At 35.4% G+C, this 25,782-nt stretch carries 25 protein-coding genes and 1 pseudogene; 17 read left to right on the forward strand and 9 right to left on the reverse strand.

Translation table 11 applies throughout. The features are described from left to right. Positions 1-10 precede the first annotated feature (10 nt). The 5 genes from PGC14_RS00365 to PGC14_RS00385 form a co-directional block, all read right to left on the reverse strand. The gene (locus PGC14_RS00365; protein ID WP_271629216.1) at positions 11-874 is read right to left on the reverse strand and encodes an ABC transporter permease; all 864 of its coding nucleotides are present in this window, start codon (positions 872-874) and stop codon (positions 11-13) included. Beyond that, positions 871-1,824, reverse strand: a complete 954-nt coding sequence (locus PGC14_RS00370) for an ABC transporter ATP-binding protein (protein ID WP_011915961.1) — start codon at positions 1,822-1,824, stop codon at positions 871-873. The genes PGC14_RS00365 and PGC14_RS00370 overlap by 4 nt, the downstream gene beginning before the upstream one ends. Positions 1,825-2,214: 390 nt before the next feature. Further along, entirely contained in the window at positions 2,215-2,715 is a 501-nt protein-coding gene (locus PGC14_RS00375; protein WP_271629217.1) for a coiled-coil domain-containing protein, read from the reverse strand. 78 nt (positions 2,716-2,793) lie between these two features. Next, positions 2,794-3,798: a sodium:calcium antiporter gene (locus tag PGC14_RS00380; RefSeq protein WP_271629218.1), complete on the reverse strand. Its 1,005-nt coding sequence runs from the start codon at positions 3,796-3,798 to the stop codon at positions 2,794-2,796. Positions 3,799-3,918: 120 nt separating this feature from the next. Next, the gene (locus PGC14_RS00385) at positions 3,919-6,576 is read right to left on the reverse strand and encodes a calcium-translocating P-type ATPase, SERCA-type (RefSeq protein WP_271629219.1); all 2,658 of its coding nucleotides are present in this window, start codon (positions 6,574-6,576) and stop codon (positions 3,919-3,921) included. Positions 6,577-7,061: 485 nt separating this feature from the next. On the opposite strand from PGC14_RS00385, the gene PGC14_RS00390 reads away from it, so the two are divergent. The 13 genes from PGC14_RS00390 (at position 7,062) to PGC14_RS00445 (ending at position 18,067) form a co-directional block, all read left to right on the forward strand. Beyond that, positions 7,062-8,720, forward strand: a complete 1,659-nt coding sequence (locus PGC14_RS00390) for a transglycosylase domain-containing protein (RefSeq protein ID WP_422653032.1) — start codon at positions 7,062-7,064, stop codon at positions 8,718-8,720. Next, positions 8,701-9,426, forward strand: coding sequence for a hypothetical protein (locus PGC14_RS13425; protein WP_422653033.1), 726 nt, complete (start codon positions 8,701-8,703; stop codon positions 9,424-9,426). The genes PGC14_RS00390 and PGC14_RS13425 overlap by 20 nt, the downstream gene beginning before the upstream one ends. 386 nt (positions 9,427-9,812) lie before the next feature. Then, positions 9,813-10,079 carry a hypothetical protein gene (locus tag PGC14_RS00395; RefSeq protein ID WP_271629220.1) on the forward strand — a complete coding sequence of 89 codons (267 nt, stop codon included), beginning with the start codon at positions 9,813-9,815 and terminating at the stop codon, positions 10,077-10,079. A gap of 886 nt (positions 10,080-10,965) precedes the next feature. Beyond that, positions 10,966-11,121: a hypothetical protein gene (locus PGC14_RS00400; RefSeq protein ID WP_271629221.1), complete on the forward strand. Its 156-nt coding sequence runs from the start codon at positions 10,966-10,968 to the stop codon at positions 11,119-11,121. 215 nt (positions 11,122-11,336) lie between these two features. Then, complete coding sequence (locus PGC14_RS00405) at positions 11,337-11,645, forward strand: RAD55 family ATPase (RefSeq protein WP_271629222.1); 309 nt, start codon at positions 11,337-11,339, stop codon at positions 11,643-11,645. A 149-nt stretch (positions 11,646-11,794) separates the two neighbouring features. Continuing rightward, positions 11,795-12,232: an ATPase domain-containing protein gene (locus PGC14_RS00410; protein WP_307742494.1), complete on the forward strand. Its 438-nt coding sequence runs from the start codon at positions 11,795-11,797 to the stop codon at positions 12,230-12,232. Positions 12,233-12,266: 34 nt separating this feature from the next. Then, entirely contained in the window at positions 12,267-12,740 is a 474-nt protein-coding gene (locus PGC14_RS00415; protein ID WP_271629223.1) for an RAD55 family ATPase, read from the forward strand. Positions 12,741-12,751: 11 nt separating this feature from the next. Next, on the forward strand, positions 12,752-13,270 hold the full coding sequence (locus tag PGC14_RS00420; protein WP_083931474.1) for a PocR ligand-binding domain-containing protein: 519 nt from the start codon (positions 12,752-12,754) through the stop codon (positions 13,268-13,270). Between the two features lie 134 nt (positions 13,271-13,404). After that, positions 13,405-13,746 (forward strand): hypothetical protein, encoded by a 342-nt coding sequence (locus tag PGC14_RS00425; protein WP_083931476.1) that lies wholly within the window; start codon positions 13,405-13,407, stop codon positions 13,744-13,746. A gap of 39 nt (positions 13,747-13,785) precedes the next feature. Further along, positions 13,786-14,163, forward strand: a complete 378-nt coding sequence (locus PGC14_RS00430) for a GGDEF domain-containing protein (RefSeq protein ID WP_271629224.1) — start codon at positions 13,786-13,788, stop codon at positions 14,161-14,163. A gap of 339 nt (positions 14,164-14,502) precedes the next feature. Further along, positions 14,503-15,057, forward strand: a complete 555-nt coding sequence (yfcE, locus tag PGC14_RS00435; protein ID WP_271629845.1) for a phosphodiesterase — start codon at positions 14,503-14,505, stop codon at positions 15,055-15,057. Between the two features lie 132 nt (positions 15,058-15,189). Further along, positions 15,190-16,440 (forward strand): 2-hydroxyacyl-CoA dehydratase subunit D, encoded by a 1,251-nt coding sequence (locus PGC14_RS00440; protein ID WP_271629225.1) that lies wholly within the window; start codon positions 15,190-15,192, stop codon positions 16,438-16,440. Positions 16,441-16,453: 13 nt separating this feature from the next. Beyond that, positions 16,454-18,067 carry an acyl-CoA dehydratase activase gene (locus tag PGC14_RS00445; protein WP_271629226.1) on the forward strand — a complete coding sequence of 538 codons (1,614 nt, stop codon included), beginning with the start codon at positions 16,454-16,456 and terminating at the stop codon, positions 18,065-18,067. A gap of 65 nt (positions 18,068-18,132) precedes the next feature. On the opposite strand, the gene PGC14_RS00450 is transcribed toward PGC14_RS00445, so the two are convergent. The 4 genes from PGC14_RS00450 to PGC14_RS00465 all read right to left on the reverse strand — a co-directional run bounded on the left by PGC14_RS00450 (position 18,133) and on the right by PGC14_RS00465 (position 21,750). Then, positions 18,133-19,284 (reverse strand): C69 family dipeptidase, encoded by a 1,152-nt coding sequence (locus tag PGC14_RS00450; protein ID WP_271629227.1) that lies wholly within the window; start codon positions 19,282-19,284, stop codon positions 18,133-18,135. 290 nt (positions 19,285-19,574) lie between these two features. Further along, complete coding sequence (locus tag PGC14_RS00455; protein ID WP_039765682.1) at positions 19,575-19,892, reverse strand: hypothetical protein; 318 nt, start codon at positions 19,890-19,892, stop codon at positions 19,575-19,577. A 39-nt stretch (positions 19,893-19,931) separates the two neighbouring features. Continuing rightward, a complete protein-coding gene (locus tag PGC14_RS00460; protein WP_271629228.1) occupies positions 19,932-20,942 on the reverse strand; it encodes an SPL family radical SAM protein in 1,011 nt (336 codons plus the stop codon). Next, complete coding sequence (locus tag PGC14_RS00465; RefSeq protein WP_271629229.1) at positions 20,911-21,750, reverse strand: purine phosphorylase; 840 nt, start codon at positions 21,748-21,750, stop codon at positions 20,911-20,913. The genes PGC14_RS00460 and PGC14_RS00465 overlap by 32 nt, the downstream gene beginning before the upstream one ends. 378 nt (positions 21,751-22,128) lie before the next feature. On the opposite strand from PGC14_RS00465, the gene PGC14_RS00470 reads away from it, so the two are divergent. The 4 genes and pseudogenes from PGC14_RS00470 to PGC14_RS00485 all read left to right on the forward strand — a co-directional run bounded on the left by PGC14_RS00470 (position 22,129) and on the right by PGC14_RS00485 (position 25,722). Then, positions 22,129-23,529 (forward strand): amino acid permease, encoded by a 1,401-nt coding sequence (locus PGC14_RS00470; protein WP_271629230.1) that lies wholly within the window; start codon positions 22,129-22,131, stop codon positions 23,527-23,529. A 123-nt stretch (positions 23,530-23,652) separates the two neighbouring features. Continuing rightward, on the forward strand, positions 23,653-24,966 hold the full coding sequence (locus PGC14_RS00475) for a transglutaminase-like domain-containing protein (RefSeq protein WP_271629231.1): 1,314 nt from the start codon (positions 23,653-23,655) through the stop codon (positions 24,964-24,966). Between the two features lie 66 nt (positions 24,967-25,032). Further along, positions 25,033-25,218 (forward strand): annotated as a pseudogene (locus PGC14_RS00480) (dipeptide epimerase); the annotation flags it as partial. 90 nt (positions 25,219-25,308) lie between these two features. Beyond that, a complete protein-coding gene (locus PGC14_RS00485; protein WP_271629233.1) occupies positions 25,309-25,722 on the forward strand; it encodes an RrF2 family transcriptional regulator in 414 nt (137 codons plus the stop codon). The last annotated feature ends 60 nt before the right edge of the window (positions 25,723-25,782 follow it).

Raw genomic sequence — 25,782 nt, forward strand, 5'->3', positions numbered from 1 at the left:
TCCCCCTTTTTTAGCTCCATCTTCTTTTCTCAAGCACTCTAATTGTAAGGAATATGAACACAAATATAAAAGATAGATAGTAAACTATTGATGATAAGTCCAAAAGTCCATTTGTAAATTTTTGATATCTGCTTAGAAGTGAGAACCATTTGAAGAACCTAACTATAGCATTGTCATAAAACTCTGGTTTTAAAATGTATACGGCAACAAATGCTCCCGCTCCTATAGCTGCTGCAGATACACTAACAATTATGTTTCTTATGGTGAGGTAAATCCACGCGCTAACCAGTCCTACAAGGATTAGAACAAATACAAACCCTGCAACTCTATCTGTTGGAAGAGCACTTTCCAGCCAGTCTATAACCCATGTCAAAAGCAGGGCAGAAAATGTCACCACAGCTGCAATGAACTGGTTGTCTGTCAGTGATGATATAAAAAGACCTATTGAGATAAATGAACAGCCAAGAAGGAAAAATCCTATATATGCACCCAAGGTTTCTGCCACAGGAATGTCACCGTAAAAAGAAAGTATTATGGGATACAATACTGTAACTGCAATGGTGATCACAAAAACAGTAACAGCAGCCAAATACTTACCAAGCACAATCTCAGTAAGTTTTAATGGCGATGTTAAAAGAAGCTGGTCTGTCTTTGTTCTTGCTTCTTCACTTAATAGTCTCATTGTAAGCACTGGCACAACAACTAAGAATATAAACGTTATGTTACCAAGCACTGATGTATAGTTCGGGCTTGCTGGAAACAGGTTTGACACTGCAAAGAAAAATCCTGAAATCAAAAGGAAAAATCCCATGAATATGTATCCTGTCGGTGTTGAGAAATATATTTTTAACTCTTTTTTCAAAACTGCACTCATACAGCTTCAGCCTCCTTCTCCTCAGTTGTAAGCTGCAGGAATATCTCCTCAAGCGTCAGGTCAACCGCTCTCATCATCAGAATAGGAAGTTTTGCCTCGCTCAGTGCATAGAATATATCTGCCCTTATATCTACATCGTTTTCTGATTCAACAATGACCTCAACGGTGTTTGGTTCTTTTGGACCAATAAATTCTATGTATTTTACACCCGGTACCTTTTCAAGTATTCCATAAACCTTTTGCCTTTGACCTAATACTCTTATCTGAAGTTTGCTTCCGTGGGTAAGTCTTTTAGATAGATTTTCAGGTGTGTCACTTGCAACTATCTTTCCTTTGTTGATTATCAGAACTCTTTCACAGACAGCACTGACCTCTGGCAGAATGTGAGAGCTTAAGATTATTGTGTGCTCACTTCGAAGATTCTTTATCACAGACCTAATCTCAATTATCTGCTTTGGGTCAAGGCCGATTGTAGGTTCGTCCAGAATCAAAACAGGAGGATTTCCAATCAAAGCCTGGGCAAGTCCAACTCTTTGCTTATAACCTTTTGAAAGATTTTTTATGAGCCTGTTTCTCACATGGGCAATGCCAACAGTTTCCATTATCTTGTCCATGCTTCTTTTTTTCTCTTTTTTGTCTACCTTTTTAATGTCGCTCACAAAATCAAGGTATTCTTGCACAGTCATGTCCATATAAAGCGGTGGGTTTTCAGGCAGGTATCCAATTCTTTTTTTCACTTCTTCGGGCTCTTCTAAGATGTCGAATCCGTCAACGTAGGCTGTTCCTTCTGTAGGTGATAAATACCCTGTTATGATGTTCATGGTGGTAGATTTTCCAGCACCGTTTGGACCCAGAAAACCAACAATTTCCCCCTTTTGCACTTCAAATGAGATGTCGTGAATTGCATAGTGCTGACCATACTTTTTGGTTAAGTGTTCAACCTTTATCAAAAATATCCCTCCTCAGATTGACAATGTATATAGTTGTACAGTTTTAATTATAGTATAAACTATAACATAATGTGTGAACAATTTGTTAAATTATTTTTTGCTCAGTTTCGTTTGAATATCTCCTTTTAGCTATCACATACAAGCTTTAATAAGATTCTTGCTTATCACAGGCTGCGGTGCACGCTTGAACAATGAGAAAGCAACAATTTACCACGATTCCAAAGATGCGATGTGCATTTTGACTGGTCATTTGTAAAAGCTATTCAAATCACAGGGGAGAATCATTTGGCTTGTTCAGAATATCTGAGTGGACAAATATAACTTTTTCAACAAAAAAGACTCTCCGCTTCTCTGCAGAGAGCCCTTATTGCTTTAAGATTTATGTATCTTCTAAATTTTCACACCCTTTAAAAATGCGATATCTTGCATATTCTTTCCACATACAGATTCAATAATTGTCATATCCTTTTCGAGTTTTACAATTTTTTGAGTATTCTCTTCAGTTTGTTTAAATAGAGCTTGGTGTTCTTTGCTGTTATTTGAAATTACAGAATTCAACAAACCTTCCATCCTTGCAAGCTGGTGAGTAAAGTTGTCATGTTCAGCTTTGTTTACCTGCGCTAAATGTTCTAATGCTTTTAAGATTTGAGTATTTTCTGCAACTTGAAGTTCTAATTTTTCAACTCTCTTTTCGAGACTGTCAACTCTCTTTTCAAGATTTTCCACTCTCTTTTCAAGGCTTTCGACTCTTTTTTCAAGACTTTCGACTCTCTTTTCAAGGCTTTCGACTTTCGCTTCAAGTCTGTCAAGCCTTGCCTCAAGCCTGTCAATCTTTTGGTCCAAGGTTTCAACCTTTTGTAAGATAAGCTCTAAGATTTCTCTATCACTCATCTTTATCTCCTCACGAAAGTTAAAATACAACTTGACTATAATTATAACTCATTTAAATGGAAAAATCTATTCAAAAGATTATAAAAAGATATATCCTAAGAAGATCAAGTATAAAACCCCACCAAACAAAAGTGCAAATGGATTTACAGATTTTTTAATCTTAACCCATGTAAGATTTAAAAGAGCAGACATAAATGCTAAGATAGCTGAAAACATTGTTATACCTTTTAAATTCCATGGTGTGAATATTATTCCAAATACAACTGGAACAGAGGATTGAAATACCATTGCACCTGTGATATTTCCGAGTGCAAGAGTGTCTTTTTTCTTTCCAATCCAGATAATAGAGTTTAGTTTTTCAGGTAGCTCTGTTGCAATAGGTGTAATTATTATAGAAAGTATTAGTGCAGGTACACCAATCAACATCGCAACTTTCTGAACATACTCAACAAACAAATGCGCACCATAGATGATAAATACCAGTGAAAGAAGTAGCTGAGAAAGTATCCACAAAAGGTTGTTTGGAAGTTTTAAAAACCTTGTAAAATAAAGTTCTTCTAATTCTTCTCTTTCGGTGTCTTCACTCTCATCTGCAAGTGTCTTTTTTACATATATAAGATAAGCTACAAACAATCCAATTGCAATTATTTTTCTTATAACTTTGTGATTGTGAATAAATGTTGTCAAAACTGCAATTCCATATACAATGAGAAAATAAGTAAGGTCACGCTCAAATACACTCAAGTCAACATTCATCTTCAATGTTCTTTTTCTAAAAAGAGTGTAGACTATTACAGCAAGTCCAGTTATGAAAAAAGCCAAAGTACCGAGCATAAAAGGGGCGCCGGCAATTGCCCCAATACCAACATCATGTGAACTTTCTCCTTTGGCAAACAGAATTGCAATAATAGGTATTATGGTCTCAGGAAGGGCAGTTCCAACCGCTGCCAGGATACTTCCAACTGCCCCTTGCCCTAAGTTCATTCTTTTGCCAAACCATTCAACTGCATTTGTGAAAAAAGTGCAACCAAAAAGTATTATAAACAAAGAGAAAATCAGCTTTATAACATATGATATTGCCACCCTTAGTCATCCCTTTCTATCGTTAGTGTTTCAAGTTAATACTTTAATAAGAATACTACTTTGATACAAAAAGTGTCAAGTGAAGGCAAATGCTAAATTTTTCAGAAGCATATTTTGATCTTATTCTTTATGAAAGTGACGTGTAAAGTATTTTACTACTTCCACAATAGGGATTATAGAAAGTGACGCTAAGATTATGATTGTCCACTGCTCAAAGTTTAAAGAGGTCAGCTTGAATAATTCTCTAAGCGGTGGAACTATTAGCACTACAACCTGAAGCAAGAATGAAGCTATAAAAGCAAGGTTTAGGTATTTGTTAGAAAACACTCCCAATTTAAATAGCGAGTTTATGTTTGAACGCACATTGTATGCATGAGTAAGTTGTATGAGGCTCAGTAGCATGAAGGTCATGGTGATGGCAGTGTTGTGACCATATAATTTGTTTCCAATAGAGAATACTAGCAATGTTATCAAGCCTTTTAAAAAACCTTGATACAGAATTGAAAAGCCAAGCCCACCAGCAAATATATTTTCTTGAGTTTTCTTCGGCTTTCTCTTCATTACATCACTTTCTGCTTTTTCCATACCGAGTGCTAAAGCTGGGAAAGTGTCAGTCACAAGGTTTACCCAGAGAATATGAATTGGGTATAATACTACCCAGTTTAAAAGTGTTGCAAAGAACAGTGTTACAACTTCTCCAATATTTGATGAAAGCAAAAATTGAATGGTCTTTCGTATGTTGTCATAAATCTTTCTTCCTTCTTCAACAGCTGCAACAATTGTTGCAAAGTTATCATCTGCTAAGATAACATCAGATACATTCTTTGTTACATCTGTTCCTGTTATTCCCATGCCAATTCCAATATCAGCTGCTTTCAAAGCGGGTGCATCGTTCACTCCATCACCTGTCATAGCGACTATTTTACCATGACTTTTCCACGCTTTAACAATTCTTAATTTGTGCTCTGGAGACACTCTTGCGTAAACTTTTACCTCTTTTACTTTTTCTTTTAATTGCTGATCATCTAATTTTTCAATTTCACTGCCTGTCAGAACCTGCGAAAGTTCGTCTTTGTTTGTATCAATTATCTTCAATTCTTTTGCAATTGCTACAGCTGTGTCTTTGTGGTCTCCTGTTATCATCACAGGTGTGATACCTGCTTGATAGCATACCTCAACTGCATTGTAAGCTTCAGGGCGTGGTGGGTCTATCATTCCAACAAGTCCTATAAAGATGAGATTGTCTTCAATAGCATTTTTGTCATCTAATTGAGTTCTATCAATTTCTTTGTATGCAAAAGCTAAAACTCTAAGCGCATTGGAGGACATTTCTTTGTTTGCCTGCAAGATACTATAATGCATATTTTCGTCAAGAGGTAGTATTTCATTATTTACCATTGCAAACTTGCATTTGTTAATTATTACATCTACAGCACCTTTAGAAAACACAAAGAGTTTTTCATCATTTCTAATTTCATGCACAGTTGTCATCATCTTTCTGACAGAATCAAAAGGTATTTCGTAAACTCGCTTTAATACTTTCTCAATTGCAATCTTGTTAAAGCCTTTTTCATAGGCAAATTTTACCAAGGCAATTTCAGTCGGGTCGCCAATAAAATGAGGATGTTTATTAATCAAGTCTACCTTTACATCATTGCAAAGTGCCATTATGTGAAGTAAAGTCTTTGTTGTATTATCTTCATGTTCAAAGTTCTCAACCAGGTTATCATTGCAATAAATTTTTACAACATTCATCTTATTTTGAGTAAGTGTCCCTGTTTTATCAGAACAAATAACTTCTACTCTTCCTAAGGTTTCAATCGAAGACAGTCTTCTTATGATAGCATTTCGTTTTGCCATTTTTTGAACACCAATTGCAAGGACAATTGTCACCACAGCAGGAAGACCTTCAGGAATTGCAGCAACAGCCAATGACACAGCTGTTAAAAACATTTCAAACGTCTCTCGACCGTAAAGAAGTCCTGTCACAAAAACAATAAAGGCAATTGCGAGTATTCCAAATGTGAGATATTTGCCAATTTCTTCTAACTTCTCATGAAGAGGAGTTTTGGTGTCAATTGTGGACTGGATATTTACAAAGTTTGCAATTTTGCCTATCTCTGTTTTCATTCCTGTTGCAACAACTACACCTTTTCCTCGGCCATATGTTACAATAGTTCCCATGAAAGCCATATTAGTCCTTTCTGCAAGAGGGGTTGACTGGTCAAGAACATTGTTTGCCTCTTTTTCAACAGGAACAGATTCGCCAGTTAAAGCTGACTCATCAATTTTAAGATTAACACCTTCGATGAGTCTTAAATCTGCAGGGACAATATCCCCCGCTTCAATTTCAATTATATCTCCAACCACTATTTCATCGGTTCTGATTTGCATCAAATGTCCATCTCTGTAGACTTTGGCATATGGCATATTAAGTTTTTTGAGCGCATCTATTGCTTTTTCAGCTTTTAACTCTTGTGCAACTCCAAAGACTGCGTTGATAAGCAGGACGGCTACAATAATTGCAGCATCTGCTGCCTCGCCAAGAAGGATTGATATGACTGCAGCAGCAATGAGTACAAGTACCATCACGTTTTTGAATTGTTCCAAGAAAAGAACAAATAATGATTTCCTTTTTCCTTCTTCAATTATATTTTTTCCGTACACTTTAAGCCTTTGTTCAGCTTCTTCGGATGAAAGTCCATTTAGAGTGGTTTTGAGGTTTTCCAAAATTGTTTCTATGTCCTTTGAGTGAAAATTAGAGATGTTTTGGTTCAAGTTTGAATTCCCCCTCCTCATGAGTATTTTATAGAGTCTTTAGTTTTTAGAAGTTCCCCATCAAAAACTATTTTGGTTTTAAAATCATCTTTTTAGAAGGCAAATAAAAAAGACTTTTAACATGTGACAGTCAACATCACATGTTAAAAGTCTCGCACGCCCAAATCTTTGGTTGGGCCCTTATCCCCAGAGAAGGCGAAAAAAACCTTCTCGCGAATGTTGAGGATAAGGCTTTTGCGGTGCTACTCCCTTTTAACATAACCAAAGGAAATAGCAATATTTAGTTGTGGTTATATTCTACATTAAAAAAAATAAATTTTCAAGTCGTTTTAAGAATCTGTGATACCTCCTTTTTTGCATAAATTTAACTATAAAGTCCTCATTATTTCAAATTAGAGATTGAAAATTTGTGATATACATCTTAAAATTTTTCAATAGAAAATTGATAACAAATTTGTGCTTTACACCAAAAGAGGGAAGGCAAGATGAGAGCACAAAAAAGACATCTGCAAGTTTTCTTTAAATCTTTGGCATTTACCTTGGCAGCCTTAATAGTATTTTCTGTAGGAGCCTTAGGTGGAACAATTGCAGCTTATATCAAAGCCATTCCCCCTGGAACTTTGGATGAGATTGTACAAGATACAATAAATAACACTACAATAATATTTGATGAAATGGGCAGAGAGGTAGCTACTTTAAACAGGGGACAAAGTGGTATTAGAGTTTCATATAATCAAATTCCTAAAGACCTCATAAATGCTTTTATTGCAATTGAGGATGAAAGATTTTGGTATCACAATGGAATTGATATAAAAAGAATTATCGGAGCTTTTATTCATAATCTTCAAAGAAGAAGCTTATCTGAAGGTGCAAGCACAATAACACAACAACTTGTGAGAAACAAGCTTTTGATGTTTGAAAAGTCATTTAAGAGAAAGATACAAGAGCAATATTTAGCAATTCAGCTGGAAAAGAGACTTACAAAACAGCAGATTTTGGAAGAGTATTTAAATACAATAAACCTTGGAAATGGTGCTTATGGGGTTCAAGCTGCTGCATACACTTACTTTGGCAAAGATGTCTCAAAACTGTCCTTGGCTGAATGTGCGCTAATTGCAGGGATAACGAAAAATCCTTCTTACTACAATCCATTTAAGTTCCCTGATCATGTGAAAAAAAGACAGCAGCTTGTACTAAAGAAGATGTTAGAGCTGGGGTATATCACCGAAGAGGAGTATTACCAAGCAATTAACCAAAAGCTTGTATATGTCAAAAATAGCAACAGAAACTTGTTGCCATACAAATATCCTTATTTTGTGGATTCGGTTATAGATGAGGCGATTAGAATACTTCAAATACAAAGGGGAATTACACAAGAAGAGGCAGAGGACTTGGTCTATGGCGGAGGACTTAAAATTTATACAACATTAGACAGTAGTATTCAAAGTGCGATGGAAGAGGTTTTTTCAGATTCAAATTATATGCCAACAGTGAGGTATTATGACAAAAATGGGGTTCCACAACCGCAAACAGCAGCTGTGTTGATTGATTTTAGGACAGGGGCTGTAAAAGGTATAATGGGCGGAAGAGGGAATATGAATGCAGTTCGACTTTTTAACAGAGCTACCATGTCTGTACGCCAGCCAGGCTCTGCAATAAAGCCCATTGGTGTTTATGCCTTAGCTTTAGAAAGGGGCTATAGTCCATGGAGTGTTATATTAGATGCACCTTTTTCTATTGGAGGATATGCACCTAAAAACTGGTATGCAAATAAGACTGGCTATAGTAGCTACAAAGGTTATATGACCCTAAGACAGGCTCTTGTATGGTCGGCTAATGTGCCGGCGGTAAAGCTTGCATACAAGTTGGGTGTTCAAAATGTTTATGAAAATCTCCGAAAATTTGGATTTACTACTTTAACAGAAGAAGACAAAAATAACTTGTCCATTGCAATTGGTGGTTTTACCTATGGAGTAAAACCAATTGAGCTGACAGCTGCGTTTGCAGCAGTTGCAAATGGAGGAGTGTATATAAAACCACATTTTATAACAAAAATAGAAGATAGATACGGCAATACTATTAATGAGTATAGTTATGAGCGCAAAAGAGTGATGGAAGAAAAAAATGCACAACTTTTTGACTGATATGTTGCAAAGTGTAGTAAAAACGGGTATAACAATTGGTACAAGTTTTAATTATCCAGTTGCTGGCAAGACAGGTACAACTGATGATAACAAAGACAGATGGTTTGTAGGCTATACACCAGATTATGTTTTAGGTGTGTGGGTAGGAGAAGATGAGCCAAGGCCTTTGGACTATCTTGATGGAACAAATCCTGCGGTGAAGATTTTTAAAGGAATTATGGATAAGATTGTGAGTGAAAGAGGAATAAAACATTACTTTACAAAGCCATATGTGGTGTATAAAGGGTATGTGTATAAAAGTAGTTCCAGAACATATAAACAAAATGTTAATACCTCTCCTTCAAATTCTAGTACACATATTTTAAATGTTACTGTACCTTCTGCTGGCAGTATAAACTCAAATTCAAAGGAGGACCTGAATAGTAAGATAACCCAGCAAGAACCTTCCCAAGCAAAAGTTCAAAATTCATCAGGACAGAATGGCACTCAGTCAATTCTCCAGCAATTTAAAAACGGAGAGGCTATAAAACAGTCCAACACTGCACCTTCTCAACAAGCCAAGTTGAATAGTAAAGCTTCAAATGAAATTACTGAACCACAGACGATAAAGAATAATTCAGCAGCAGGAACACAAACCAATGATATACAAAACTCATTTCCTCAATCTAATGAACAAACTGTAAGTGACGATATTTACAGCCACTAAAATTGGTTGAAAAGCGTAATTTGTAATTTACACAGAATATTGGCAAATTACGCAAGTGGAGTGAGATAAAATGCTTTGAAATGCACATATAAGATGCAGTTGATTCAAAAATGGGAGATTTTAGAGCCTGCCATTGCGTAGCTTGCCACTTGATGAGTAAGTGAAAGTGGTACTGCTACGTAAAAAATGTACAAAAATTTTACCAAAAGAAGAATTTTTATGAAGAAGCGTTTATTTGCTGTACTTATTCTTAATTATATTCTTATTAGCAGGCTTACTAATTAGTTCTTATTACAAATCAACAGTAGCTGGAGCAAAGCAGGTTTTAACCTATATCAATGGTGCTGAGCCAAGATATTTGGATCCTGCAAAAAATACTGCCTAAGATGCAGCAAATATCATATAGTGATATTAACGATACAAACTGGAGCAATAAGAATTACGATGCATTGATTGATAAAGCTAAGAAAACGGTAAATCCAAAAGAAAGAATGAAATATTTAATGCAAGTAGAGAAAATTTTGATGGACGAAAGTGTTATTATACCAATTTATTTCTATTCAAAGGCGTATTTACTAAGAGATTATGTAAAAAATTACTACATGTCTCCACTTGGTTTTAACTACCTTATGTACGCTAAGATTGAAAAGTAAACAAAAATAGAAAAAATACAAAAAGGGAAGGGCTATGATTTAAAAAAGTTCTTCTCACCTGTTCTACATACATGAATATTGCTATTATTTATGGTTGCTCCTCATGTTTCTGCATATCCTCAATAATTAAAAATCAGTCTTACTATCTGCCTTGATTATTCCAAAATATGGCATGACGGTTAGAAAATAAATTTCCTTTCCCCAAACGACTTTTCAAAATATCTCTGCAAAAAGTATTTATCACATCCTGTTTTTGTACTTTTGGTTTCTTGGAGTTTATTGTTAGTCGGGTTACGAATTGAAGATTGTTTTAAAAGGTCCCTGAAGTTTGGTGAAAGAAATTATATAATCATATAATAAAACCTGGCAAAAAAAAAAAAAAAAAAAAAAAAACATTATATGGAATTTAATGGAAAAACTAACCTTCTGGCAAATGTGAAGGGCAGAAAAAGAAGGCAAGGAGGTTTTTGTTTTCTACATGCTGCAAACATTTGAAAAGTAATAATTATGTGCTTTGTTGTTAGCCTTAAATGCACAAATGCAAGCTATTCAAGGCAATATTTGACTTGAAAAAAGGCAGCTGGTAAAGATTAATGCCAGGTGCTTTTTGTTTTATACAAAAAATTTTTAAAATTGTTTAACCATCAATGTGGAAGGCTAATTTTTTTATGTTAGATTTCATTTATTTTATTTGTTTTTTTCACAATAGCTTTATTGTTTTTTATAAAGATTTAACCTAAAGTTTTTACTTCAATTTTAGAATTGTTTTTAATTATTGGTTCTACTTTGTATTGGGGATTACCAGGTAGATTAGTATCCTATATATATTCTAAGGCTCAATGGAGTCATGATTTATTAAGCTTTTGTTAAGGTGGGAGGAGCAGTTATGTATGATGTGGTCGAAGAGAAAATCAAACAATATGAAAAATTGTTAATTGAAATGTGGACTGCATCTGAGAAGTATCTTGGCAGAACTTCTGTCCAGCTTTTAGTAGAAAGAGTTGTATGGGAACTTTCAGCAGAATACAAGGAAATAGAATAACTTTACTTTGATGAAAATGGAATATCATGTAAAGAGATATTAACAGTTTTAAAGAAAAACCCAGAATTTCCCGTAGACAGAATGTTTAGGCAGTTTATCACAAGTTACGTTGAGATTCTGAGTAGGTTGATTGGTAGTGAAAATGCAGGTAAGCTCATGGAAATACTACGCCAGGAAATGAATGAGGTGTATTTTGATTAGGGAGGGCAAAGAAGATGGAAAGATTGAAAACAGGTATTAAAAATCTTGACCGTGTTCTTGGTGGGGGCATACCGCTGTATTCGCTGAATATTGTATCTGGTGCGCCAGGCAGTGGAAAAACAATATTTGTTCAAAATATAGTGTTTAACAGTGCAAGAAATGGACTTAAGAGTTTATACTTGACAACTATTTCAGAATCACAATTTAAGATGGTAAGACATTTACAAGAATTTAAGTTTTTTCTGACGATTTACTTGGCGGCAAGTTTATTTATGCAGACCTTGGAGAAGTTGTGCGCAAACAAGGACCTAGTAAGATTTTAGGGTACTTGACTGACATGGTAAAAAAGTACAAGCCTAACATAATTGTGATTGACAGCTTTAAAGCTATAAGAGACATATTCCCTGACGAAAAGACTTTTTAGGCTTTTGTTTTTGATCTGGCTGCTGCATTGTCAATATGGGAAGTTACTGTGTTTCTTATAGGTGAGTATGAAGAAAAAGAATTAACTGTCTTGAGTGAATTTGCGATTGCGGATGGGACTTTTCATCTTTATGGACAGGAGGAAAAGAAGTTCCAGAAAAGATATTTGCGTATCTTAAAGATGAGGGGGACTTCTTTTGAACAGGGCGAGCATTTGTTTGAGATTACTCCTGCAGGGATAAAAGTGTATCCCAGAATAAAACCGGCTGGAGAAGAGCTTCAGTATGAAGTCAAAGCGGAGAAAAAAGGATTTGGAATCAGAGATTTGGACGAGATGCTAAATGGTGGCCTACCAGAAGGAACTATTACTATCATCTCAGGTGGGACTGATACAGGCAAGACCACGCTTGCTCTTAAATTCTTACTTGAGGGGGCTGAGATAGGCGAGAAGGGATTATTGCTTTCTTTTGAGGAACCTCTTGCTTAGCTTAAGAGTAATGCCCATTTTCTCGGGATGGGAAATGGATAGATATTTGAAAGATGGTCTTTTGGATATCAGGTTCATTTCTCCAATTGAACTTGGTGTAGATAAGCATGCTTTTAAAATAATGGATATGATAGAAAAAGATAGAGTTGAGAGGTTTGTGATTGATAGCATATCTTCTTTTGAAAGCAGTGTATCTGATATCCAGAAGTATAAAGATTACCTTTGGGCAATAGCACAGGAACTCAAAAGGAGGCATATTACTACAATATTTACTGTACTTAACGAGGACCTGTTTTCGCCATTAGTAATTACTAAAGCTCAAATATCATTTATCGCAGATAACATAATTGGGCTAAGATACGTCGAAAGTGAGTCAAATATCAAAAAAGCTCTTGGAATCCTCAAAGCACGTGGAATTAATCACAGCCGCGACCTCAGAGAATATGAAATTACACCAAACGGAATAAGCATTCTTGGAAAATTAGATAAGGCAAATATGTTGAAATGAGGTGCTGATATATGCCAACAAATCTTTTACTAAGTGTTTCATTAAAATATTGGCAGGATTTTCAGGATACTCTTGCTAAAGCAACAAACACCAACATTTATATATTTGATGCAAATGCCAATCCTTTTTCTAAATTCAGCCAACAAGTTGAAGTATGCAAAGATGTAAACGAAGGGAATAAGGTCTGTAACGAAAAGTGTATTCATTTTTACAAAGATGTACTGAATTCCATAGAAGACGAAGGCATATTTACCTGTGCTTATGGAGTTAGACTCTGTGCCTATCGATTGGAAACATATGCTCAAAAGATAGGTTTCCTTATTGTTACACCAAATGGGAACCTGGCTGGAGCGAATATGGAAGAAGAGAACGCTTTTGTTGCCAAAGCCAATAGTATTTACCAAACGATAAATGAAGTTTTAAAGGCTGTTCTTGAAAAGAACCTTTTAGGGCTGCGTAGGCTTGAACTAAATTGTATTTATGAGATTAGTCGGCTGATGATTTCCACTGTAGAGCTCGACAAGGTTTAAGAACTCATAATAAACTCCTTAATAATAATATACAAGATTGAACTGGGGTTTATTGGTCTACGAGAGGGCGACAAAGTCAAGATAGCACAAGCTAAAGGCGAGTATGGACAACTTTTGGTTGGAAGGAGTGGTCGATGGTTCATCCAGTGATTGAGAAAATTTTTTCAACGGTAGAACCATCACTTTTACACATTGATGAATTAAAAGCCTTAGATGGTTTTACTGAATTAGAAATTAATATTGAAAACAAAATTATGATTTATCCTCTGTGGACCTCTATTGGTGCTGTAGGCTTCTTGGGCATAATGTTTTCACCTGACTCAATAGATGAAAATGACAACAGAAATCTCCAGATATATATAAACTTTGCTGCAATAGCCTTGGCTAATGCAAAGATTGTAAGCCGCTTAGAGAAAGAAGCTGAAACAGATTTTTTGACAGGTTTCTTTAATAAACGGACCATTCGAAACATATAGATTAGTGAACTTGAAAGGGCAATTAGGTATAGACTTCCTTTGGCAGTTATTTTTCTTGACATTGATGACTTTAAGGCTTATAACGACACATTTGGTCGTGTGGCTGGCGATGTGATGGTACAAAAAACGGCAGAGATAATAAAGAATTCTATAAGGACTGTAGATATTGCAGGGCGCTTTGGTTGTGAGGAGTTTGTAATTATTCTTCCAGGGACAGATGAAGAAGGTGCTGTGGCAGTTGCAGAGAGAATACGAAAAGCCATAGAAAACTATCCTTTTCCTCATCGCAAGGTTACAGCAAGTATTGGTATAACATTGGCAAAAAATACTGACTCGGTTGAGTCGTTACTGGAAAGGGCGGACAGAGCACTATATCAAGCAAAAAGAGAAGGGAAAAATCGCTGTTGCTTAGCTTAAGACGTGGTAGATGTTTTGTATCCAAAATAATTGCAGAACTCAAAAGATGTATAGGGAAGAACTTTTGAGATATGAGTTGAAAATCCAGCATTAAAAGTGATTGATGAAGGTAGAGGTGATTCAAGCTCTCAACTACTGATTCAGAAATGTTGTATAATAGTAGCTAAAAGGGCACATAAAAACTTCAAGCTAAAAAAAGTTAACAATGAAAAGATTGTTTACGCTTGTAAAGAATAAGGTGCAAAAAACTTGGAAGCAGGAATAGATTAAAAGAGAGGTTGTTAAAACAATAGGCAAAAGTCGAAAAGTTAATTTTTAACGAAGGGAGGAAAAATGAAATTGAAAATTGGTGTTATAAGTGATACTCATGGCGATTATAAATCCTGGGAAAAGGCTTGGTGGTTTTTAAAAGATACCGAGGTTATATTTCATGCAGGTGATGTATTGTACCATGGACCGCGCAATCCAATTCCTGAAGGGTATAATCCAAAGGAGCTTTCTAATGCGTTAAATACTTGTCCTATTCCTTTGGTTATTGCACAAGGTAACTGCGATGCTTTTGTGGATCAAATGATACTTGATATACCTATACAAACTCCATATGTTTTTTCTGTAATCTATGGTAAGAGATTTATGGTCCATCATGGGCATGATATTTCGGATGAGGAGATTAGTAAATTGGCTCAGAAATATAAGTTAGACTTTTTCATAATAGGACATACCCACATTCCGCTATTAAAAAAGGTTGGCAACTGTGTGCTTATTAATCCGGGCTCCACATCACTTAGCAAACGAGAGGACAAGATTAATTCAATAGGAATTATTGATGATGAGAAAGTTCAGATAATAGACTTAGAGACAGGAAAAGAGATTTTGGTTCTTGAAATGGCTTAAATACAAGCCTTTTTCATGGTCATCTTAAGGGTCCTGCGTGGCGAGATGGACTTTCAAAGTATATTTGTAATTGCTATTCTTGCTCTTGGTGTCTTCAAAAAATAGCTTGTAAAAGAATAGGATGATTAAAAAATGAATTACTTAGAGATGTACAGCACCGTTATTAACAACTTTCTTAAGAAAAACAAAAATGCTTATAATCTTCTTAAACTTGGCATCTTCATTGGCAAAAACTATGTAAAGTTTTTTCCTGATAAAAGATTGCCAAAATCGCTAAGATATTTACATCAAATTGCATTTAACTGGACGTATAAAGGAATGACAAGTAAAAGATGTGTTTGGGTTAACCTATTTGCACCAGCTGAAATTTTGCTTGCATTTAATTTGGACCCAATCTTTGTTGAGGCAATATCTGCTTTTTTGTCTGGACTAGGACTTGAAGATGAGTTAATTTTAAGGGCAGAAAGTTTTGGTATAAGCGAGAGCTTTTGTAGCTTTCACAAGGTGTTTATTGGTGCTGTGCTTTCAAACCTCTTGAAAAAGCCAAAATTCTTAGTTGCAACCTCAAGTATTTGTGATGCAAATTTAAACACGTTTAGATTTATTTCGGAAAACTTAAAAATTCCATTTTTCTTTTTAGACGTTCCAAGAGAATACTCTAAAGAGGCAAAAAATTATTTGAAACTGCAGCTAAAAGAGTTGATTAGCTTTGTTGAAAAAGAAACAGGGTCCAAACTTGATTTACATAAATTGTCGAGGATAATCCAAATAGAAAACCAAGTAAGAAGCCAAATGAAAGAGTGTTTAAAACTTCTTGGGAAAAAGCAGATACCTACCACTCTAACATTTGAGATGTTTATGCTTTATACTTCTCATACATTTATTGGCAAGGAAAAAACGCTGAAGTTTTACAAGATGCTTGTAGAGGACTTGAGAAATGCAAAGGCGAGAGATAAAAAGGGAGTGTTTTTTATACATACTCTTCCTATGTTTGAGGAGAATTTCAAAAATCTTTTTAATTTTAACAAGGATTTGACTATCATTGGTATGGATTTGAATTATGATTTTTTAGAAGAGTTGCCGACAGACGACCCAATTGAAGCGCTTTCAATAAAGCTTTTGAAAAATCCGTACAATAGCAATTTTGAAAAAAGAATTGAACACATAAAGAAGCTAATTTCTTTAACCTCACCCGATGCTGTGATTCAGGTCTGTCAGATGGGTTGCAAGCAGTCGATAGGATGCAGCATGCTATTTAAAGAGGAGTTTAAAAAGCTTGATATTCCGTTTACCTTTATAGATGTTGATTGTGTCAATAAGAAAAATAACAATCATGGTCAGATAAAAACTCGCCTTGAAGCATTTTTTGAAAGCATCAAGTAGGAGGCTTGCTTTTATGATAGGTTATGTTTGCAAATACACACCAATTGAGATTATAAAAGCTTTTGGAGAGGATGTTTTTTGTATTGAGCCAGAGATATCTTCTTATGAAAATGCGGAAAAGCTTTTACACCCCAACATGTGCAGCTTTGCAAAGGCCATTGTGGAATATGTCTTGCAAAGCGGTATAAAAAATCTTGTCTTGACAAACTGCTGTGATAGCATAAAAAGGGTATATGATGTTTTGAAAGATAGAGTGGAATTTATAGAGATTATTGACCTTCCTCGTGAAAATACACCAGAGGCTTGTCAGTTTTTTTATTATCAGTTGGAAACATTTAAAAGTAAGCTTTCAAAAAGGCTTAATAAAGAATTTGATGAAGAAGTATTTAGAAGCCAGGTAAATAAGCTGATAGCTCAAAATAAGCATAGCAGTTTTGACATAGCAATCATGGGGGCACGTGCAAAAAAGGAATTGGTTGAATTTGTGTGTTCAACTGCGGGTGGTAGGGTTTTGAACCTTACTTGCTCTAGCGAGAGGTTGTGCCAGGATGATGTAAAGTTTGATGGGAGTTTGGAAAGCTACGCTAAAGTCCTTTTGAGTTTCCCTCCTTGCATGAGGATGAACATAAAAAGAGAGTTTATAGAAGAGAACTCTTTTAAAGGAATTATCTACAATACAATAAAGTTTTGTGACTTTTATTCATTCGAGTATGCAAAGATAAAGGAAAAAAGCAACGTGTTGAAAATCGAAACCGATTATAGCCAAAATGCTAATGAGCAAATCAGAACGCGAGTGGAGGCATTTGTTGAGAAAACCTTGCAAAAGGCTACTACTTCAAAATCAATCTCTAATAAAAAATATTTTGCTGGGATTGATAGTGGTTCAACCTCCACTAATGCAGTTGTCATTGACAGTAGCAAGAACATTTTGGGTTACTGTACAGTAAAGACTGGGTTTGACGTGGTCTCAAGTGCAAAGTTAGCTCTTTCAAAAGCTTGTAGCATGGCTGGGATAAACGAAGATGATATAAGTTTTATTACCTCAACTGGATATGGTAGAATAAGTATTCCATTTTCAAACATCCAGGTTACAGAGATAACTTGCCATGCAAAAGGTGCCCGTGCCCTTTTTCCGAGTGCAAGAACTATCATAGACATTGGTGGGCAGGATAGCAAAGTTATAAAAATAGATGAAGATGGCAATGTATTGGATTTTGTTATGAACGATAAATGTTCGGCAGGCACTGGTAGATTTATTGAATACATGGCAAGAGTTTTGGAGTTGGAGCTTGAAGATTTTTCGAGGTGTTTAAATTTTTCAGAGGATTTGACAATTTCGAGTATGTGTACTGTCTTTGCCGAGTCTGAGGTGATAAGCCTTATTGCGCAAGGTAAGAGAAGAGAGGATATAGTAAGAGCTATTAACAAGGTTGTGGCAATAAAAGCTATTTCGTTAATAAATAGAGTAAAAGGTGAAAAGGATTTTGTAATGACAGGTGGGGTTGCAAAAAACAAGGGTGTTGTTTTAGAGCTTGAAAGAAGGCTTGACAGCAAGCTTTTGATTCCTTTTGATCCGCAAATTGTTGGTGCTCTGGGCGCAGCAATAATTGGGCTTGAGGGTAGTTAGATAGATTTCAATTCCAATTTAACAGGTATGGTTAGCTTTATTGTATTGAGAAAATAAAGCAGACATTACTCAAATTGCCAAGCCATTTTTATTATGTTTTCTTTTTCAAGGTCATTTTTTACATTTCTTGCAAGTTCAAAAAGTTCTTTTTCACGTTCATCTCTGTTTTTTAAATAAGTATCTCTATCCACTTTTCCTTTTTCAACATTCTCTATAATTTTTCTCTGGGCTTGCCAATACCTAATTGCAAGATCAGTTTTCTCTTCGGTAAAGAAAATATCTCTGTTTTCAACAAACCATAGAGGCTTATATATAGAAAGACATGGAAGTGAACTTCCAGTTGCAAAGATGTTTATTTTTCGGTCAATTAATTCAACAATAAAGCTTCCAGTTGTTTCACTTGAGATAATGCTTTTTGAATGCATGCAAATGTTTTTCATAGATCCATACAAGAAATTTTTGCTATTTAAATTATAGTGGTATCGTAATATGCTTTTGAAATCTTCTATAGTTAACTTTCCCTTTTTTTCTTCCAGCATTTTTTGGGTAAGCTGCTGTCTAAAATTACCACATGCAAATTTAGTTATAAGTGAGTTTTCAAACTCTTCTTTAAAATCAATAATTTCTTGTTTTATCATCTTGCTTTTCATATCATAATCGTTTCTTATGCTCAACGCATTTGAAATGCTTCTTACATCTTTAACTTTTTGCAAAGCCCAATAAACGCCTGCTGTTTCTAATACCCATGCATTTTCAAAGTCAGCAATCAAAAATGAGTTGTGGTATTTCAGATTCTTTGTATATCCGCATTTTCCACCTTGACCATATCTTTCAATAAAGTAAATAATGTTGTCAACCGCTTCTTTTGCTGTTTTGCTTCGCTCAAGTGCAAGTCGCAGAATATCCATTCCAAGAAGTGCTGGTGGACCTTGTCTTTGATTTGTAAACACTGCTTCATTTCCAATAACAACTCCGAATTCATTAACTCCCATTTCAGCGCCCCATATCCAAGATGGCTTAAATAAAAAACAATCATATGTAATTTCTGCCTGCTCCACCTCAATATATGTACACTTGACCTTTTCTCCTTTTTTATGTTCCTTTCTGGGGACTCTTATAACGATATGAGGCTCATTTTTCTCTCTGTCACTGTTTTTGCCAAATAACACACAGTTATTCAGTGTTGAATTTTTCAAGGCAACAATTGTATCACACATAAAATAGACCCCCTTGTGATTTTAATTATTATACCTCAAAGACAATTCCATTCTAACATTCTATATTATTTGACTGAAGCTTTTAGAGGAATACGAAATTGAATATGTCCAGCTTGTAGAGAGAGTCAAACAAGGATGTGCAGGTAGTATGGTTAAATTTGAATCAAATGTTACAGAGTTAGTTAATGAGACAAAGACAAGGAAATTTGCAAAAGAAATACAAGAAAAAATAGGAGCCGGAGCTAAAATAGCTGAAAATATGATACTGGCAGTGAAAAAAGAGACTTTGTTTATGGTCCTGAGCCAACAGAAGATATCTCCCAAAGACCTGATTCGTTTTTTCTTAAATAGAAAAACCAAATTTCCGTACCCGTCGCTTTATCAGTAAAGCCTTCGACAACGTATTGCTGACCATAAAATTTGTCAATATAATCACCATGGATAATTTTCACATTAGACAGTGCCCATGGACCTTTGTGAAGAATGATATAAAAGCGAATTGCACCTTCAGGTGTTTTGTGAAATTCTTTAAAAGTAATGGCAAAAGCTACTGAGAAAATAACTACCAAAAGAATCAAGGTGGCAGCCAAAAGGATTTTCTTCTTCATATTTCCACCTCATACCTTTACATTAAACTCCTGCTATAATTATATCACAAAAATTTTCGAAGAAGGAGCAAAATTGCCAAGTATTAAAAGTATTGTATTTATCATTTCTTCTTTTAACTCTTTCGGGTAAGTGTAAATATTTTGTGATTCTTCATAAGGAAAAGAGGTAATTTCGTTTGCAAATACTTTTTTCATTCTCTTAAGATAGTCTTTTGGAATTCTAAACAATCCAACTGAAATATCTACAATCTTATCAGGGTTCACTTCTGCAAAAACCTGTCTTAAGAACTTTTCATAAATTGGTTTCCAGTCTTCAATATATAAAATTGGGTCAAAACAAAGCCTCACTTTCCAGCTATTTTCTGTAGCTTTTTTAATTGCAGAAAGTCGAGAAGATAAAGAAGGTGTGCCATGTTCAAACTTTTCTATAATTTCTTGAGGAGACAGTGTCCACGCTAAAATTACATTATCTTGAGGTTTTAAGTTTTCTAAAGCTTGGAAGTTGGTACTTTTTGTTCTGATTTCAATTGTCAAGTTTTGCTTTGATGCTGCGTATTCAATCCATGCAGAAGAAAATGGCACAATTTTTTCAAGTGCTAAAAGGTCTGTTTCGTATGATACAGAAAGATACAGTGGTTTATTTTTTAAAACAGCATCAATCTCTTTAAAGTAGTCTTCGATGTTTACAAATACTACTACATTTGCAGAGGAGTACATTCCTTTTAAAAAGCAATATTCACAGCTGTAAATACAGTTTAAAATGTTGCTTGTATAAAAAAAGTTACTGTATCCAAAGTTGTGGCAAATTGAAGGGCCGGGATAGAGAAACTCCCTATATTTTTTTGCAAGTATCAGTTTTTTACTCTTTTCCTGAAAAAAATAATTTTGCCCTGCTCTGCAAAAAACCTCTTTGTAGTTCTCTATTTTAACTATTTGAGAGTTTTGCAAGTTTTCTAAAATCTTTATTGTAACAGGATGAGAAAGAATGGCTTTTTCAACATAAACATGAGAAAAATTCTTAGCTAAGAAGGATTTTTCTGAGCTTGTCAAAGTAATTTTTGCCCTCCTTTTTAGAGTTTATTTGAACTTCAAAAAATTCAAAAATACAGTCAGGTAGTTTTTTATGCCTTATTATATAGTCTTTTAACAAACTTTCAAGCTCATTGGTCATATAAGCTGTAAGATGTAAACTGTTTTTTAGTTTATTTACAAGTAGGGGTATATTATTGATTTCAGGTGTATTGTTACAAAATTCAAAATTTAATTTTAAGAGGGAGTTTATCAGATTTTCTATATGAGGAATACTTTGCTTTATCAGATTTTCAATCTCAACAGGATTTATCTTTTCAAAGTCCAAAAAGTCATAAACAATCTTGATGCAGTGAACATTGTGCAGGGGCAAAAAGATAGAAGCTGCTTCAAAAAATCCTGCACCCTCCATGTCAACTATATCTCCCTCAATTTCAACTGGCAAGTTATCTTTTTTCACCGGGTGCATAAAACTTTCGAGTGTTGCCTCTTTCATGCTATGCTGAATTAAAATGTCTGGGTAGAATGCCTTTTTTGAGTGGTGGTTTATTATTTTGTTGCAAAGAATAACATCTCCTTTTGAAAAGGCATTTTCCACAGCTCCGCAAATCCCAATGTTCAGGACTATATCACTGCTGCCTGCTCCAAACTTTGTCAAGGCAAATGTTGTTGCAATACTGCTCTTTACAATTCCTTCCTTGCTTTCTATAAGAAGAATATCATTGCCAGAAAAAATCTGAAATTTTGAAGGTTCATATAATTTTTTCAGGCCAAAATGTTCTATCAGAGGCTTTGCTTCTGCATGAAAAGCGGTGACAATGTATATCATCAAAAGTTCGCTCCTTCTGTTGCTATTTACAGCTTTCAAATTCCAATTTCGATTATACCATATATCAAAATTCTCTGATATTGTTTGAAAGCACAAACTTTTGATTTCCTTGAAGTTTAAAAATATAAAGTATTTTCAAAAACTTAAAAAGTGCTATAATAAAAAGTAGCCCTTGGCAGCAGCCTTTTCGTTTTGTGTCCTCTGAAGTAGGGGATGAAGCCTTTTCGGTCGATTGCCGGGGGTGTTTTATTGCCTGTGAATGTTTTCTATATCTTTTATGCACTCTGTATTTAAATGTATACAATTTTATTATAAATGTGAATAAATTGTGAAAGATGAGATGAGAAGAGAACAGAAGAGTGGAGGGGAGACGAGAAAATGACAAAATTGCTCAGGCGCAAAGAACTTCAAACTCTTTTACAACAAGCTGAAGATGAAAAGTTTAAATTAAAAAGAGAACTGACGGCGGCAGATTTAACTTTGTTAGGTATTGGAGCAACAGTCGGTGTAGGGATTTTTGTACTGCCCGGTGTAATGGCTGCTAAGGTGGCTGGTCCCGCAATAGTAGTTTCGTTTTTGTTATCAGCAATAGCATGTATATTTGCAGGGCTATGTTATGCAGAATTTGCTTCTTTAGCACCTGTTTCAGGAAGTGCATACACTTATTCTTATGTAGCCTTAGGTGAAATATTTGCATGGATAATAGGATGGGATTTATTACTTGAATTTGGTGTTTCAATGAGTGCGGTTGCTGTTGGTTGGTCAGGGTATGTTACAAATCTACTTTCAGATTTGGGAATACATCTACCGAAGATATTGACTAACGATATTGCTCATGGAGGAATAATAAATCTTCCGGCAATATTCATAATAGCTTTGTTAGGATGGATTTTGACAAGAGGAATTAGAGAAAGTAGTAACTTTAATAACATAATGGTATTTATTAAGCTGGGAGTGATTATTCTTTTCATTGTTTTAGCTGCACCACATATAAAACCTCAAAATTGGGCTCCGTTTGCACCTAATGGGTGGAAGAATGTAATTACTGCAGCAGGCCTTGTCTTTTTTGCATATGGTGGTTTTGATGCTGTCTCTACTGCCTCGGAAGAAACTAAAAATCCGCAGAGGAACATTCCTATTGGTCTTGTAGCTTCTTTGACAATAGTTGCTACTTTATATGCTATTGTATGTCTTGTACTTACTGGTGTTGTAAACTATAAAAAACTTGATAACTCAGCTCCAGTGGCATATGTTTTGTCGCTCATAGGGGTTAAATGGGGGAGCGTACTTGTTGCAATTGGTGCAGTTGTAGGCATTACAACAGTTATGATGGTAATGCTTCTTGGCACAACAAGAATTCTATTTTCTCTTTCAAGAGATGGTTTGCTGCCGCCAGTATTTTCAAAAGTGCACAAGACAAGAAGGACCCCATATGTAGCCACGATTGCTGTTACCATAATTGGTATTCTTCTTTCAGGCTTTCTTCCAATCATGACTTTGGCTGAGCTCTGCAATATAGGAGCTTTGTTTGCCTTCATGCTAACATCGATTTCGGTATTAGTATTGAGAATCAAAAGACCTGATATTAAAAGGCCTTTTAAAGTACCAGCTGTATATGTAATAGCACCATTGGCTGCTTTGATTAGTTTTGGCCTTATTGTAAGCCTCCCCAAAATAGCTATAATTAGATTTATTGTTTGGTTAGCAATAGGATTGATAATATATTTTAGCTATGGAATTAAGCATTCTGTTGTTCAAAACAGTAGGAATAACAGTTGAACTTAAAATGAGACTCATCTATTAAGTATCTGCTGAACTGGTTTGGTGCCAAGGTGCCTGGGAAAATCGTACAGATATTTACGTTATCTCAATTGGACACAGTTTTCATTGGAAGGTGAAATTATGGATTTTCTTGTATGCAAGATACCAGAAGAGATCGAGAGAGAAGGAAAGCTTGGCAATTTTTGTTTGGCTTTGAGATTGATAGACAGGTGGCTGGCTGATGAAAGAATCACTGAGGTGCAAAGAAAACGTCTAATGTACGAGAAGAATAGAATAAACAGAATACTCGAAAGTTATCCTTTTGATGAAGAAACTGCTTTAAAGAAAGCAATGGAGCTGATTGATTCTTTTTCTCGAGAGGAATTTTATCACCTTTTGTCAGAAGGGTATCTTGATTACATAGTAGTTGAAGGAAAAAGAAGATTCGAAGAACACTTTGTTCACAATATAGCTTTTGCTCTTCCATTATATAGAGAAAGACTCAAGAAAGATCCTGTTGCACAGAAGGCAAGAGAACTGCTTGACAAGAGATTGGAAGAATTGACGCAAGGAGGCCCTCCCAAAAGATACCGAGTACGCGCAAAGATAACTGTTACTATCAAAGACGATGCAGATCATTTTCGTGTTTGGCTTCCATTTCCAAAAGAAGAGCTTCAGGTTTGTGATGTAAAACTTGTTTCAACAAACCAAAGAGACTATTTTCTTGCAGACAACCAGGTTTCACAGAGAACTATTTATTTTGAGGGCAAAGAAAAAGAATACTTTGTTGAGTTCGAGTACACTATAAATGAGTGGATAAATAAGGTTGATCCAGAAAAGGTTGAAGAAAATGATTTGGACGAATTTCTTGGTGAACAGCCACCTCATGTAGTGTTCACGCCATACCTGAAACTTTTAACCAACCAAGTAGTCGCCGGTGAGAACAATTCTTATTTAAAAGCGAAGAGAATCTTTGATTGGATTACAAAGCATGTTAAATATTCTTATGTTCGACCATACGCAACTTACGAGAACATATCACAATATGTTGCAGAAAACTTGAAAGGAGACTGTGGTTTTCAGGCTCTGCTTTTCATTACTATGTGCCGAATTGCTGGAATACCTGCACGATGGCAGTCTGGCTGGTACATAAATCCCCTTATGGCTTCTCCACACGACTGGGCACTGTTCTACGTCAAGCCTTATGGTTGGCTTCCGGCAGACCTTTCATTTGGTGGGACAAGACGGGAGAATGAAAAACTTCGCAGTTTCTATTTTGGTAACTTAGATGGTTTTAGGATGGTTGCAAACTCAGATTTTATGAAAGATTTTGTGCCGAAACCAAATTTCCTGCGATTTGATCCTACAGATAATCAGCTTGGTGAGGCTGAATCCTTATCTGGAAAAGTTAAAATTGAAAGCAAGATTGAGGTAATTTCTTTTGAAGAAATCTGAAAGGAGGACAAAATTATAAATGAGCAAGATAGCAAATGTGAAGTTCGATGTCAAACACCAAAAAGGAGTGCTGACCTCAGATTAATGATAGGATGTATGTCCGAATCAAGCCTCGGAATTAACCAGAGTGTTCACTTTGCCCTTGGAACTGGAGCGTTTGACTTCCATGACCTTGACAGTCATCTGATACTGAAAGAGCCAGGGTTCAGAGGAAAATTTGTTCAAAATGGAGCTAAGATGATTGGGTATTAAGTTATAATCTCAGTATTGACACCTCAAAAATTGTAGTATAAAATAAAAGTGTACTAAATCAGTATACTTTAATTTGGCAAGGGTGAGTAAATGAGACTTACGCAAGCATCCGACTATGCGCTCAGAATAGTGCTTCACCTTTCAAAGAAAAAAGGAATGGTAGTTGAGGCAGATACTATCTCAGAAGAAGAAAAGATTCCCAAAAGATTTTTGTTGAAAATATGTAGGGATTTGATAAAGGCAGGGATTATAGAATCCGCACGAGGCAAAAACGGGGGTTATGTCCTTGCTAAAAATCCTGAAGACATAACAATGAAAGATGTGATACTGGCAGTAGAAGGTACCTTGGCTTTGAACAGGTGCCAGATAGACCCTTCTGCTTGTAGTAAAAGAGCTACTGGGTATTGCGCTGTGCACAAAGCTTTTTCTTCAGTGATGGAGACTGTTGCGAAGGAGTTTGAAAAGTATAACTTTGCTGAGCTTGTAAAAATGGATGGAAACTAATTTCAGTTTCCATCTTTATTTTGTAGACAAAAGTATACTAAAATAGTATACTTTCAAAAC

Source organism: Caldicellulosiruptor sp. DIB 104C, from assembly GCF_028198085.1.
In the GTDB taxonomy this organism is placed as follows: domain Bacteria; phylum Bacillota; class Thermoanaerobacteria; order Caldicellulosiruptorales; family Caldicellulosiruptoraceae; genus Caldicellulosiruptor; species Caldicellulosiruptor saccharolyticus.

Coding starts and splice junctions, on each gene's coding strand:
- PGC14_RS00425 (WP_083931476.1), top strand. CDS start 13,405: ATGGTTCATCCAGTGATTGAGAAAATTTTTTCAACGGTAGAACCATCA.
- PGC14_RS00450 (WP_271629227.1), bottom strand. CDS start 19,284: ATGTGTGATACAATTGTTGCCTTGAAAAATTCAACACTGAATAACTGT.
- PGC14_RS00475 (WP_271629231.1), top strand. CDS start 23,653: ATGGATTTTCTTGTATGCAAGATACCAGAAGAGATCGAGAGAGAAGGA.
- PGC14_RS00485 (WP_271629233.1), top strand. CDS start 25,309: ATGAGACTTACGCAAGCATCCGACTATGCGCTCAGAATAGTGCTTCAC.
- PGC14_RS13425 (WP_422653033.1), top strand. CDS start 8,701: ATGCACAACTTTTTGACTGATATGTTGCAAAGTGTAGTAAAAACGGGT.
- PGC14_RS00415 (WP_271629223.1), top strand. CDS start 12,267: ATGGATAGATATTTGAAAGATGGTCTTTTGGATATCAGGTTCATTTCT.
- PGC14_RS00465 (WP_271629229.1), bottom strand. CDS start 21,750: ATGATATACATTGTCACCGCTTTTCATGCAGAAGCAAAGCCTCTGATA.
- PGC14_RS00440 (WP_271629225.1), top strand. CDS start 15,190: ATGAATTACTTAGAGATGTACAGCACCGTTATTAACAACTTTCTTAAG.
- PGC14_RS00375 (WP_271629217.1), bottom strand. CDS start 2,715: ATGAGTGATAGAGAAATCTTAGAGCTTATCTTACAAAAGGTTGAAACC.
- PGC14_RS00365 (WP_271629216.1), bottom strand. CDS start 874: ATGAGTGCAGTTTTGAAAAAAGAGTTAAAAATATATTTCTCAACACCG.
- PGC14_RS00455 (WP_039765682.1), bottom strand. CDS start 19,892: ATGAAGAAGAAAATCCTTTTGGCTGCCACCTTGATTCTTTTGGTAGTT.
- PGC14_RS00470 (WP_271629230.1), top strand. CDS start 22,129: ATGACAAAATTGCTCAGGCGCAAAGAACTTCAAACTCTTTTACAACAA.
- PGC14_RS00400 (WP_271629221.1), top strand. CDS start 10,966: ATGTATGATGTGGTCGAAGAGAAAATCAAACAATATGAAAAATTGTTA.
- PGC14_RS00390 (WP_422653032.1), top strand. CDS start 7,062: ATGAGAGCACAAAAAAGACATCTGCAAGTTTTCTTTAAATCTTTGGCA.
- PGC14_RS00420 (WP_083931474.1), top strand. CDS start 12,752: ATGCCAACAAATCTTTTACTAAGTGTTTCATTAAAATATTGGCAGGAT.
- PGC14_RS00405 (WP_271629222.1), top strand. CDS start 11,337: ATGGAAAGATTGAAAACAGGTATTAAAAATCTTGACCGTGTTCTTGGT.
- PGC14_RS00445 (WP_271629226.1), top strand. CDS start 16,454: ATGATAGGTTATGTTTGCAAATACACACCAATTGAGATTATAAAAGCT.
- PGC14_RS00395 (WP_271629220.1), top strand. CDS start 9,813: ATGCAGCAAATATCATATAGTGATATTAACGATACAAACTGGAGCAAT.